This window comes from Collinsella aerofaciens (assembly GCF_028206995.1).
In the GTDB taxonomy this organism is placed as follows: domain Bacteria; phylum Actinomycetota; class Coriobacteriia; order Coriobacteriales; family Coriobacteriaceae; genus Collinsella; species Collinsella aerofaciens_AQ.
Genome location: NZ_JAQLFL010000001.1, coordinates 1 through 12,656 on the forward strand (window position 1 = coordinate 1; position 12,656 = coordinate 12,656).

The window sequence follows — 12,656 nt, forward strand, 5'->3', positions numbered from 1 at the left end:
CGGGCGTCCTCGAGCTCACCGTACTCCTCGACCAGGGGCATGAGCTCGTTCACCCGCTCGACGATGCGGCGCTGCTCGGCGAGAGGCGGAATCGGAAGAAATAGCTCTTTTAGCACTGCTGCTTTGATTCCTTTTGCGGTCGTCCCCGTGGCATGATCCTTAACTTGAATTTGGAACAGTGGAGATAGAATTATTTGGCAGAACAGGGCATTGTCTGGACCAACTGTGCCGTAATTCTGAAGGGTAATGACACGCTGTCCACAGCTGCAACGTTTCATTTCGCATATCGCGCAATACCCCATCGGGGCTTCGGTTGTAAACAGCAAATCGCCACGGTGGGTCTCTCCGCGAGACAAGCGTGTTGCATATTCGTCTTCTGAAATATACTCCTCGCGTGTGTAATCAATATAGCCTTGGCGAATGTTGCTCGCAGTCATTAGTCGAACACCTGAAGGTGATTTGTGAGGTGTTTTACCCCTGTAATCAATGAAGTTATATACGGTTTCCAGCCTTGCCCAAGCCCACCCCTCGGGCAGCTCCTCAAACGGCACTTCGTTCGCGATGCACTTATCGCTAGTCACGCGACCCTTGGCATCCACCTTCTTCTCATAGGGGGAGCCATCGGAACCGGATTGGCTTTCAACTGTATTCGCGACAAGCGTTGTAAAATCTAGTGAGACGAGCATCCCGGTTGCTCTAGCGCTTCGATGCTCTGGTCTTTAGCGCCTTTCGTTCAGTGGGGGACTGACCGCAAGCGGCGTAAACAAGAAAGGGGGCAACCGAAAATGAAAGCAACCGAGGCAAATCTACTCGACCTTATGGGCGTGGCGAAGATGCAGTTCGTCATTCCCGTGTACCAGCGAATTTACTCGTGGAGTGTAAAAGAGTGCGAGGTGCTTTGGGATGACGTCATGCGAGCGGGTCGTGATGGCGTATCGCACTTCGTGGGGTCAATGCTTTATATCCCCGAGTCCGAGAGCTCTGCCACGAGCATTTCGCGCGTGCTTCTGATTGACGGACAGCAGCGCATGACGACGTTTTCGTTGATGATTGCAGCTTTGGCTGACTATTTGGAGAGCAACCCCGACAAGGCTGGCTTCCTTGGCGACCTCAAAATCTCGGCGCTGAGGAAAAATTACCTCTTTAACGATGACGACTACAACGGTCTGGCACGCTACAAGCTGGTGCTCTCGCAGGACGATAAAGAGACGCTGTTCTCCATCGTGTCTGGGGCTCCCGTGCCAGATGAAAAATCGGATCGCATTGTCGAAAACCATGCGTTCTTCCGTGAAAAGATGCACGGGAAATCATTCGACCCTGCAAGGCTTTGGGCGGGGCTAAACCGCGTGCAGGTCATCGACACTAAGCTCACCGCTGGCGTTGATAATGCCCAGCTCATATTTGAGTCCATGAACTCCAAGGGCAAGCCGCTCACGCCCATTGACCTCATCCGTAACTACGTTCTAATGTCGCTTCCCAACGACGAACAGACCAATCTTTATGAGGGTTATTGGCATCCACTCGAGTGCTTGTTCGGAAAAGGCGGCGAGGACGAGTTCAATGCATTTATCTGGTACTGGCTGTGGCTTAAAGTTCCCAATAGGATGCCGAAGGAGAACGAGGCCTACTACGAGTTTAAGCGCTATTTCGCCGACGACTACGATGGTGACACCGAGGGCCTGCTTAAGGAGCTGCGAGGGTATGCACATAGATACGCCAGTCTGTTCCTTGGTAAGGAGAAGGACGACGGACTGCGCCGAGTGTTCGGCAGAATCGTAAGCCTCGACGTGAAGCAGATAAGGCCCCTCTTAATGTTGCTTTATTCGGTTTACGAGGGGAATGGACTAGACCGCAATGCGTTTTTACGTATCTGCGAGACTATCGAGTCGTTTCTGTTCAGGCGAGCGGTTTGCGGCAGACTTACCACGGGCCTAAATAATTTCTTTGCCGGCATGTATCGCAATCTCGAGCAGCAGGACGATATCGAGGAGTACGTTACGGCGATGCTCCTTATCCACAGCAGCGGTATGACCGCATACTTTCCGACAGACGAGCATTTTGTCGAGGAGTTTAAGACGCGTGACTGCTACAACCGCTTCTCTAAAAAGCGCTATTACCTGGAACGCATGGAGAACTGGCACCACCCGAAGGAGTCCATCTCAGCCGACGATTACCAGATCGAGCACATCATGCCCCAGACGATCGATGATGAGCACGGCTGGAAGGAATCGCTTGGTGAGAACTGGGAAGACGTCCACGACAGGCTGTGCAACAACTTGGGAAATCTTACGCTGACGGGCTACAACCAGGAGTACTCAAACCGGTCGTTCTCGGACAAGCTCAATCTGCCTGACGTCGGATTTAAGTGCAGTCCGCTCTACCTGAACAAGTCGATCGCCTCGCGTGAAAAATGGGGTGAGGAAGAGATTGGACAGCGCGCGAACGAGCTGGCGAAAGAGGCGTGTGAGATATGGAAATATCCCGACCTTCCGGCAGACGTCGTCGACAAGTACCGTCCTTCTCGCGGGGAGTCTGATGAGGCTCCTATCTGGACTCTGCAGGAGAATCACCCCACCTTTGCCGAAGGTGGGCTCAACCAGAAGCTTTTCGATGAGGTGCGCGAGTCCGTTCTGAGTGGTAACCCTTCGTGGGAGTCCTACATAGCTAAGTACTATGTAGGCTTCAGGTCGGGCAAGCGAAAACTGCATGCCGTGTTAGAAGGCAGGACCAGCAACGGTGGTTGGATTGCCGTTGGCTTGGCAAAGAGTGTGGATGATCTAACGGATCCAGAGGACATGTGCCAGGACAAGCGTACGCAGGGTGGATTTGGCCCGGGCTTACCCACTTACGTTGCGCTTCGGAATGCCGATGACATTCCTGCGGTGCTCGATCTCATAAAGCAGTGCTAGGTTGAAGGCTGGGAATCTAGTTCCCGGCCCTTGCCAGCTCAAAATCGTCGATGGCTCGTCCGCCCGTCTACACCCTTACGATCCTGCGGGCCGCACTCAACAGCTCGTACTCCCTCTGGCTCCACTGGCACAGCTCGGCAGCCTCGACGGCATCTCGGCACAGGTCCAGGAATACCTCGGCTCCCTCGCAGAAGCACTCGCGGGCAAAGGCACCGGATCCGTCCGCGACGCACACGCCGTCGGCAAAGAACTTCCAGCTGGACGGCTCGCGCGAGTCGTCTCCGAGCAGCTTGATCTGCAGTACGTGCGGATTTCCAGCAGCACAGAGCTCTTCCTCGAGCAGCTGCACGGTAAAACGCATCTGGTGGGAGAGACTGCTCTTGACCATGGCCGAGGCATAGCCGCTCGGCCCGTCCAGAAGATGCATTCGTTTTGGCTTCGCTGCCAGATTGTGGAAGTTGCGCTCGCTGCGCACAGAGAAAATGTCCATACGGACTCCTTTCATCGATGCTGGCAGGGCCACCGTGCCTCTTGGCCGGTTGGCGTCGGGATCGTGGAGCCAACTCTCTACCCCGACTCTGGATAAAACGCGCCCGCTCCTTGCGGGCACGATGGAGTCTATCAGCGCGCGCGGACAAAAATCAACCCCGTGCGGCAATGAGCGCACGGGGTTGATTTGGTCTACGACCCTCAGTTTTCGGCATCTGTTACTCGTCGTCTCCGTCGTTGGGGTCGCCCTTGAGGGTGTTGATGTCCAGGTACTCGTCATCGTTCTCTTTTTGCTGGGTCTCCGACTCCGCTTGGGTGGGGCCGGAGAACAGCCGGAATCCCTCAAACGCAATGACGCCGAGCAGGGCAATGACAATGGCGATAAAGGCAACCTTGACTGCTTGCGGAAATTCCGAGAAACGCAGCGCCTTTTCCTCGGCGTAATAATCGGCGAAGCGCTCTTCGCCCGTGCTTTTGGTATACGCCGGCGCGGACGCGGCCTCCGGGTCATATTCCGGTGCAGGCGTGGCAGCGTACGGATCGTTGAGATAATCGCTCGATGCGGTGCCATAGTCCTCGGTCTCGATGCGACCGTTGCCAGCATAGTCATCGGAATAATCGGAATATGTCGCACCGCCTTCATAGTCCGCGGCGCTCGTGTTGGCGGCAAAAAGCGGGTTAACTGGAACGTCGAGCGCCGGCATGCCGGTAGAGGTCTCATCCAGATCGGCTGCAGCCCAGGAATCGTAGGCAACCTGACGGGCAACGGGCTCATCGAGCCTTGCGACCGGAGGCTTGCGTGCCGCAGGAACAGGCAACTGCTGGGCGCTGTACATAACAGTGCTGTCGGCCGATTTGCCCTGCGTCGCTGCAGCGAGAAATGCCGCCGTCTCGGACGGGTCGCTTGCGGGGCGGGGAGCGGGCGTGGGCGCCGAAGTGGGTGCGGGCGTAGGCGCGGGTGTCGAAACAGCCAACTGCGCAGGAGTCGGCGCAGATGCGGTCTTAGGCGCAAGTGCGGGATTGGGGTTTGACGGGCGAGCCCCGCCGCCCATGAGTTCGTCGGCGGTCCACGGGCGATCATTCATCACGTCGTCAAGGCTCAGCGAAAACAGGTCGTCTTCACTCTCATCGAACATGCGGTGCACATGTCCACCAATTGCCGGAATCAATCCGCGACCGGTGCATGATGCCTTGCTCAACGCCATTCTGTTCCATCCTTTCGAAATGCTAATGACATCGATTATATGGAACTTCCCAAGCGGCTCGGTCTTGGATTCGTGCTTTCCAGAACTCGCGCCCAAAAGGGGAGGGTAATCCAGGCGAGTGCCTACTTGTCGCCGGCCGCCGCCTTGGCCTCATTGAGGTAGCTATAGAAGCTGTACTTGGAGATGCCAAAGAACTCGCAGGCGCGCTCGCTCGACTTGGAAATGAGGAAGGCGCCGCGACGGTCAAGGTAGCCAATGGCACGAATGCGCTCGTCTTTGGTCATGAGTGCCGCGGGCTTGCCCACAAACTGCTCGCACTCGTGCAGCAGGTCTTCGAGCAGGTCGCCGATATTCTTGGTAATGGGCTCGGGTTCGGTATAGCCCGTGCCGCCGGTGCCGGTAAAGGCGTCGAGCGAACGCTCAAAAGCCTTCATAAGCGTAATGTCAAAGTTGATGCCCAAAATGCCGACGGGCTTGCCCTCGTCGTTGCGGATAAAGATCGTCGACGATTTGAGCAGCTTGCCGTCGGTGGTTTTAGTGAGGTACGGCTCGCGGTCGTGTACATCGGTGGCGCCCTCGTGCATGGACTCAAACACGATATGGCTGGGGCCGTCACCCAGTTTGCGCCCGCTGACGTGGCCGTTTTCGATCACTACGATGGAGTGGTCTACGTCCTCGGTCTCCAGATCGTGGACGACGACTTCGCAGTTGGGGCCAAATTGGAGCGCCAGGCCGTGTGCGAGGCGCTTGTAAAACTCAATCTGTGCGGGGGTCATGGGTACCTTCCTAAAAATTAGTTTGGGCTCACTGTGCCATAAACCACACCTGTTCGCAAATAACGAAAGCGTCGCTGCGTTGTGTGACCGTTCGGCGGCGAAAAAGTACCGATTACGGCAACAAACAATTCGTTAGGTATGCCAATCAAAAAGTGTGATAGAACATTACTAACAAACTTTTTGTTTGGCATCCACATAAAAGTTCAGCCGTGTGAATGGGATCGGGCTGAAACGCGTATGCGGGGGCCGGCAAGAGAGAACTTAAGGAGTTCACCGTATGGCCGATAAGATCCAGTGGGCGAGCAACACGATGCCCAAGAGCGATGACAAGCACTTGGGAATCATGAGTCTCGACCACGTGAAGAAGGCCCGCGCCTTCCACCAGTCGTTCCCCCAGTACACCGTCACTCCGCTTGCCCGCCTGGACGGCCAGGCCGCGCGTCTGGGCCTGTCCAACCTGTGCGTTAAGGACGAGAGCTATCGCTTTGGCCTCAACGCCTTTAAGGTCCTGGGCGGCTCGTTTGCCATGGCCAACTATATTGCCGACGAGACCGGCAAGGACGTTGCCGACTGCACCTTCGATTACCTGACCTCCGACCAGCTGGCCAAGGACTTTGGCCAGGCCACCTTCTTTACCGCTACCGACGGCAATCATGGCCGCGGCGTGGCATGGGCTGCCAACAAGCTGGGCCAGAAGGCCGTCGTTCACATGCCCAAGGGTTCCACCAAGCCCCGCTTCGATAACATCGCCGCCGAGGGCGCAACGGTGACCATCGAAGAGGTCAACTACGACGAGTGCGTGCGCATGGCCGCCGCCGAGGCCGACGCCTGCGAGCGCGGCGTCATCGTTCAGGACACCGCCTGGGAGGGCTACGAGAAGATCCCGTCTTGGATCATGGAGGGCTACGGCACCATGGCTTCCGAGGCTGCCGAGCAGCTGCGCGAGATGGCCATCAACCGCCCGACGCACGTGTTTGTCCAGGCTGGCGTGGGTTCGCTCGCCGGCGCCGTGGTGGGCTACTTCACCAACCTGTATCCCGATAACCCGCCCACCTTCGTCGTGGTCGAGTGCGCTCCGGCCGCCTGCCTGTACAAGGGCGCTGCCGCCGGCGACGGCGATCCGCGTATCGTGGACGGTGACATGCCCTCCATCATGGCCGGTCTGTGCTGCGGCGAGCCCAACATCCTGGGCTGGGATATCCTGCGCAACCATGCCACCGCCTTCGTGTCCTGCCCCGACTGGGTCACCGCTCGCGGCATGCGCACCCTGGGCGCCCCCGAGAAGGGCGACCCGCGCGTCATCTCCGGCGAGTCCGGCGCGGTGACCACTGGCCTGGTCGAGACCCTCATGCTCGATCCTGAGTACGCCGAGCTCAAAGAGCTCATCGGCCTGGATAAGACGAGCTCCGTGCTCTGCTTCTCCACGGAAGGTGACACCGATCCGGATCAGTACCGTCGCATCGTCTGGGAAGGCGAATACCCCACTTGCTAATCGTTGGGGCGGAGTAAATAGGTATCGCTCCGCCACCTCACAGGTAGATTCCTTAGTTTGAAAGGTTATGAACAATGGCTAAAGAACTCGATTTCGACGCTATCAAGGCTGCTGCTGAGTCCCATCGTGCTGATATGACTCGCTTCCTGCGCGCCATGATCTCTCACCCCTCTGAGTCCTGCGAGGAGGGTGAGGTCGTCGCTTGCATTAAGGCCGAGATGGAGAGCCTTGGCTATGACGAGGTCAAGGTCGACGGCCTGGGTAACGTCATGGGCTTTATGGGCGAGGGCGACAAGATCATCGCCATCGACTCTCACATCGACACCGTCGGCATCGGCAACATCGATAACTGGGATGCCGATCCTTATGAGGGCTACGAGACCGACGAGATCATCTATGGCCGCGGCGGCTCCGACCAGGAGGGTGGCATGGCTTCTGCTACCTACGCTGCCAAGATGATGAAGGACATGGGCCTCATCCCCGAGGGCTACAAGATCATGGTCGTCGGCACCGTCCAGGAAGAGGACTGCGACGGCATGTGCTGGCAGTACATCTACAACAAGGACGGCATTAAGCCCGAATTCGTCATTTCCACCGAGCCCACCGACGGCGGCATCTATCGCGGTCACCGCGGCCGCATGGAGATCCGCGTCGACGTTCACGGCACCTCCTGCCACGGCTCTGCTCCCGACCGCGGCGACAATGCCATCTACAAGATGGCCGACATCATCGCCGACGTTCGCGCTCTCAACAACAACGGCTGCGACGAGTCGACCGACATCAAGGGCCTCGTCAAGATGCTCGATCCCAAGTACAACCCCGAGCACTTCGAGGACGCCCGCTTCCTGGGCCGCGGCACCTGCACCGTCAGCCAGATCTTCTACACCAGCCCCAGCCGTTGCGCTGTCGCTGACTCCTGCGCCATCTCCATCGACCGTCGCATGACCGCCGGTGAGACCTGGGAGTCCTGCCTGGACGAGATCCGTAACCTGCCGGCAGCCAAGAAGTACGGCGACGACGTGAAGGTCTCCATGTACATGTACGACCGTCCGTCCTGGACCGGTGAGGTCTACGAGACCGAGGCTTACTTCCCCACGTGGATCAACAAGGAGACCGCTCCGCACGTCAAGGCCCTCGTCGACGCCCATAAGGCTATGTTCGGTGACGAGCGCATCGGCTGCGAGCCCAGCATGGACAAGCGCACCGGTCGTCCGCTGTGCGACAAGTGGACCTTCTCCACGAACTGCGTTTCCATCCAGGGCCGCTACGGCATCCCCTGCGTCGGCTTTGGCCCGGGTGCCGAGTCTCAGGCTCACGCTCCCAACGAGGTCACCTACAAGGACGACCTGGTCACCGCTGCCGCCATGTATGTGGCTGCCCTGAACCTCTACGATCCGAGCCAGGCCGATGGCGATGCCACCGTGTTCCGCGCCGGTCTGACCAACAACAAGATCGACTAGTCCCATTCCTCGATCTTGTTGAGCCAGGGACAGTTTATGCCCCCGGCACCCCCTGTTGACTTGGGGCCCGCGGTCGTTATCTCCCATGCTTCCTCAACGGTAGCGGGTCCTCGTCATGGTGCTCTGCATGTTCTAGCCACACGCGCATGCCGGAGCACATCTACTCATTGCGATCGTTTCATCTTTAGAAAGGACATTTCCATGGACGCCAAGTTTACCGAGCTCGTCGAGCAGCTGAACGGCCTCGACTTTAAGGGTATGTACGGCAGCGACTTCCTGCACACCTGGGATAAGACCACCGATGAGCTCAAGGCGCTCTACATCGTCGCCGACGCTCTGCGCGAGCTGCGCGAGAACAACGTTTCGTCCAAGATCTTCGATTCGGGCCTGGCCGTCTCGCTGTTCCGCGACAACTCCACCCGTACGCGCTTCTCCTTCTCTAAGGCCGCCAACCTGCTCGGCCTTGAGCTGCAGGACCTGGACGAGAAGAAGTCCCAGATCGCTCACGGCGAGACCGTCCGCGAGACCGCTACCATGATCTCCTTCATGGCCGACGTCATCGGCATCCGCGATGACATGTACATCGGCAAGGGCGACGCCTACATGGCTGAGGTCTCCGAGTCTGTCCAGCAGGCTTACGAGGATGGCGTTCTGGATCACCGTCCCACGCTCATCTCCCTGCAGTCCGACTCCGATCATCCCACGCAGTCCTCTGCCGACATGCTCTACCTTATCAACGAGTTTGGCGGCCTCGAGAACCTCAAGGGCAAGAAGGTTGCCGTCACCTGGGCCTATTCGCCCTCTTACGGCAAGCCGCTGTCCTGCCCGCAGTCGCTGATCAGCCTGCTGCCCCGCTTTGGCATGGACGTCACCCTGGCTCACCCCGAGGGCTACGACCTCATGCCCGAGGTCGTCGAGCGCGCCAAGGGCTATGCCGCCGAGTCCGGCACCACCTTTAAGCAGGTCAACACCATGGCCGAGGCCTTCGAGGGCGCCGACATCGTGATCCCCAAGAGTTGGGCTCCGTTTGCCGCCATGGAGAAGCGCACCAACCTGTACGCCGAGGGCGACGACGCCGGCATCGCTGCGCTCGAGAAGGAGCTGCTCGCCCAGAACGCCACCCATCAGGACTGGTGCTCCACGACTGAGCTCATGGAGAAGACTGCCAACGGCCAGGACACCATCTTTATGCACCCGCTGCCCGCCGACATCTCCGGTGTCTCCTGCGAGCACGGCGAGGTCAACGCCGACGTCTTCGACATGCACCGCGTGGGCATGTACAAGGAGGCCAGCTACAAGCCGTACGCCATCGCAGCCATGATGTTCCTGCAGAAGGTTGCCGATCCCGCCGCTACCCTCAAGGCCCTCGACGAGCGCAACACCGCCCGTTGGCTCCAGGCCTAAAGCCGGGTTGAGGTAAGCCATGTAAAGGGGGCGCTCTGCCAACCGGCGGGGTGCCCTTTTTTGCATCGCGGGCGTGCGGGATAAGCGCTTTCGATGTGGATGCCCGCGGCGCGAGTTATGGGTACGATGGTTTCGGGGGAGGTATCACCATGAGACTTGGATGCGTCATTATGGCTTCGGGCGAGGGCAAGCGGTTTGGCTCTAACAAGATGCTTGCCGATATCTATGGCGAGCCGCTGATTGCCCGGGCCATCGATTCGGTTCCCCAGGGCTTTGACGTCGTGGTTTCGACGCGTTGGCCCGAGGTCGCTCAGATTTGCGAGGACAAGCATTGCCCGTGCGTGCTGCACGATGCCGAGCTGCGCAGCCAAAGCGTCCGTGCGGGCCTTTCGTGGGGGGCACAACGCAACTGGAAAGGCTGTCTCTTTTTGCCGGGCGACCAGCCGCTTGTGAGCGCGGATTCTTTTGAGGCCATGGTTCGCGCGTTTGAGGAGCGTGGCCGTAAACACCCGGTGCGTCTTGCGTGCAACGGTGAGCCTTCGAGCCCGGTGCTCTTTCCGGCGGAACTGTTCGATGCACTTATGTGTCTTGAGGGCAAGGACGGCGGCGGTTCGACCCTCAAGGGCCGTACCGACGTGGTGCTGGTCGAGGCACGTGCCTACGAGCTGTGGGACGTCGATACCGCCAAGGGACAGCGACGCATAGCGGAGCATATCGCCGCCTGCTCGTATTTTGATCGCGTGGCCAACAGCATCAATCAATAAGGAGCAATTATGATCATCATCAAAAACGGCGCGCTCGTGACGCCCCGGGGGCTTCGCCGCGCCGATCTTGCCATGGATGGCGATAAGATTGCGCGGATTGCCGCGGCAATCGAGCCGGGCGAGGGCGATACCGTCGAGGATGCCACGGGCTGCTGGGTGTTTCCCGGCTTTATCGACGGCCACACGCACATGCAGTGCTGGACTGGCATGGATTGGACGGCCGATAGCTTTGAGACCGGCACGCGCGCGGCTGCCTGCGGCGGCACGACGACCATCGTGGACTACGCGACGGCCGATCGCGGCGTGACCATGCCCGATGCCCTTGCCGAGTGGCATCATCGCGCCGACGGCACCTGCACGGCAAACTACGCTTTTCATATGGCACTCGCCGAGTGGAATGAGCGCAACCGCGCCGATCTTTCGGCCATGCGCGAGGCGGGCGTATCGTCGTTTAAGACTTACTTTGCCTATGACCACCTGCGCTTGGACGATGCCGAGACACTCGAGGTGCTGGAGGAGCTCAAGCGCCTGGGCGGTATCCTGTGCGTGCATTGCGAGAACGGCACGCTGGTCAACGCGCTGCAGAAGCGTGTGTACGAGCAGGGGATCCATGGGCCCGAGGGTCATGCGCTTAGCCGTCCGGACGTGTGTGAGGCCGAGGCCGTGAGTCGCCTACTGTATCTGGCACACTTGGCCGGGGACGCTCCGGTCAACGTGGTGCACCTTTCGACCAAGCTGGGGCTCGAGGCCATTCGCGCTGCCAAGGCGCGCGGACAGAAGAACATCTATGTCGAGACCTGCCCTCAATATCTGATGCTCGACGACACCTGCTATCTGGAGCAGGGGGAAGACGGCTTTGCGGGTGCCAAGTATGTGATGAGTCCGCCGCTGCGCCATGCCGGCGACCGTGCGGCCCTGCGCGAGGCGCTTGTGGCCGGCGAGATCGATACCATCGCCACCGACCACTGCAGCTTTAATCTGCACGGGCAAAAGGACCGCGGGCGCGACGACTTCCGCGCGATTCCCAACGGCGGGCCCGGCGTGGAGCACCGTCCCGTCGCGATTGCCACGAGCTTTGAGGGACAGCTGGGACCCGAGGATCTGTGCCGCCTGATGAGCGAGAACCCGGCGCGCGTGTTTGGCATGTACCCGCGTAAGGGCTGTCTGGCCGAGGGCGCCGATGCTGACGTGTGCGTGTGGGATCCCCAGGCGCGCTGGACCATTCGCGCGGCGACGCAGCATCAGGCCGTGGACTACACGCCGCTCGAGGGCTTTGAGGCGCACGGTCGCGCCAAGGCTGTGTTTGTGAACGGCGTGCTGGCCGCGCGCGACGGCGAGCCCACCGGAGCCCAGCCCGGTCGCTACGTGCCCCGCTAGCAGGGGCTGGCTACTTGAGGCTGGTGGCGACGATGGGGCGGCCGAGGGCTGCCTCGAAGCGATCTGCCATCGTGGGGTCGCTGAGCGTGTCGACTTGGTTGAGCATGACGCGTGCGGTGCTGAGCCCCAGCGCCTGCATCTCGGCATTGAGCACCTGGGCGACGCGCTCGGGTGTGGCGATGTCGGTGAGCTTGCAGCCGCAACGCTCGCAAAAGAGCTCGGTGCGGTGGACGGCTTCGTTGATGGGCTTGCCGAGCCCCGAGGCGCCGACGACCCAGACGGTGTTGGCCGTGCCAGAGGGAATCACCGGCTCCCAGGCGGCGTGGGCCTTGAGCGGGAGCCGCTTGCTGCCGTCCGCCTCGGCTAAGACGTAGCTAAAGCGCTGTGCCAGCTCACCGAGCGGCTCGGCGGGGGCGGAGAGCTTGCCTGTCTCCGGGTCCAAGACGCCTGCCTGGCAGATACTTCCGCGGCTCATGCCCGCGCAGGCCTCGCAGGTGCAACCGGGGACATGCGAGGCGCCCGGCTTCCAGGGTGCGGCGTCCAGGCGACGATTCGACCCGTCCCATGGCACGCCGGCGACGGGAAACATATGCGTGGTGGTGCAGAGGAGCACGCGGCCGCCAGCGCGCATAAGCTCAAGGCCGAGCGTCTTGAGCAACGTCGACTTGCCGCCGCTGCCGATAATCGCGGTAATGCCCGGCTCGATCCTGAGCGCCGAGGCAAGATTGCCGCTAACCGTTTCCATCTGTTCACCGCCGTATAATACTGTGATAATAAATA

The 12,656-nt window shown here is 59.8% G+C and carries 11 protein-coding genes and 1 riboswitch; of the genes, 6 read left to right on the forward strand and 5 right to left on the reverse strand.

What is annotated here, in order from left to right; genetic code table 11:
* On the reverse strand, positions 1 to 686 hold a 686-nt coding region (locus tag PMX60_RS00005; protein ID WP_271746455.1), incomplete at its 3' end, for a restriction endonuclease subunit S.
* Between the two features lie 99 nt (positions 687 to 785).
* Here PMX60_RS00005 and PMX60_RS00010 point away from each other — a divergent pair.
* Entirely contained in the window at positions 786 to 2,909 is a 2,124-nt protein-coding gene (locus PMX60_RS00010) for a DUF262 and DUF1524 domain-containing protein (RefSeq protein ID WP_271746456.1), read from the forward strand.
* Positions 2,910 to 2,976: 67 nt separating this feature from the next.
* On the opposite strand, the gene PMX60_RS00015 is transcribed toward PMX60_RS00010, so the two are convergent.
* The 3 genes from PMX60_RS00015 to PMX60_RS00025 form a co-directional block, all read right to left on the reverse strand.
* Positions 2,977 to 3,399 carry a hypothetical protein gene (locus PMX60_RS00015; RefSeq protein ID WP_271746457.1) on the reverse strand — a complete coding sequence of 141 codons (423 nt, stop codon included), beginning with the start codon at positions 3,397 to 3,399 and terminating at the stop codon, positions 2,977 to 2,979.
* Positions 3,400 to 3,407: 8 nt separating this feature from the next.
* A riboswitch (SAM riboswitch) is annotated at positions 3,408 to 3,498 on the reverse strand.
* Positions 3,499 to 3,616: 118 nt separating this feature from the next.
* Positions 3,617 to 4,603 (reverse strand): hypothetical protein, encoded by a 987-nt coding sequence (locus tag PMX60_RS00020; protein ID WP_271746458.1) that lies wholly within the window; start codon positions 4,601 to 4,603, stop codon positions 3,617 to 3,619.
* A 122-nt stretch (positions 4,604 to 4,725) separates the two neighbouring features.
* On the reverse strand, positions 4,726 to 5,379 hold the full coding sequence (locus PMX60_RS00025; RefSeq protein ID WP_089573552.1) for a helix-turn-helix transcriptional regulator: 654 nt from the start codon (positions 5,377 to 5,379) through the stop codon (positions 4,726 to 4,728).
* A gap of 277 nt (positions 5,380 to 5,656) precedes the next feature.
* On the opposite strand from PMX60_RS00025, the gene dpaL reads away from it, so the two are divergent.
* The 5 genes from dpaL (at position 5,657) to hydA (ending at position 11,876) form a co-directional block, all read left to right on the forward strand.
* Positions 5,657 to 6,871, forward strand: coding sequence for a diaminopropionate ammonia-lyase (gene dpaL, locus PMX60_RS00030; RefSeq protein ID WP_271746459.1), 1,215 nt, complete (start codon positions 5,657 to 5,659; stop codon positions 6,869 to 6,871).
* Between the two features lie 74 nt (positions 6,872 to 6,945).
* Positions 6,946 to 8,331, forward strand: coding sequence for a YgeY family selenium metabolism-linked hydrolase (locus PMX60_RS00035; RefSeq protein ID WP_195232234.1), 1,386 nt, complete (start codon positions 6,946 to 6,948; stop codon positions 8,329 to 8,331).
* A gap of 201 nt (positions 8,332 to 8,532) precedes the next feature.
* The gene (ygeW, locus tag PMX60_RS00040; RefSeq protein WP_055287465.1) at positions 8,533 to 9,735 is read left to right on the forward strand and encodes a knotted carbamoyltransferase YgeW; all 1,203 of its coding nucleotides are present in this window, start codon (positions 8,533 to 8,535) and stop codon (positions 9,733 to 9,735) included.
* Positions 9,736 to 9,884: 149 nt separating this feature from the next.
* Complete coding sequence (locus tag PMX60_RS00045) at positions 9,885 to 10,499, forward strand: nucleotidyltransferase family protein (RefSeq protein ID WP_271746460.1); 615 nt, start codon at positions 9,885 to 9,887, stop codon at positions 10,497 to 10,499.
* A 9-nt stretch (positions 10,500 to 10,508) separates the two neighbouring features.
* On the forward strand, positions 10,509 to 11,876 hold the full coding sequence (gene hydA / locus PMX60_RS00050; RefSeq protein WP_271746461.1) for a dihydropyrimidinase: 1,368 nt from the start codon (positions 10,509 to 10,511) through the stop codon (positions 11,874 to 11,876).
* Positions 11,877 to 11,886: 10 nt separating this feature from the next.
* On the opposite strand, the gene yqeC is transcribed toward hydA, so the two are convergent.
* Positions 11,887 to 12,621, reverse strand: coding sequence for a selenium cofactor biosynthesis protein YqeC (gene yqeC / locus PMX60_RS00055; protein WP_271746462.1), 735 nt, complete (start codon positions 12,619 to 12,621; stop codon positions 11,887 to 11,889).
* Between the last annotated feature and the right edge of the window lie 35 nt (positions 12,622 to 12,656).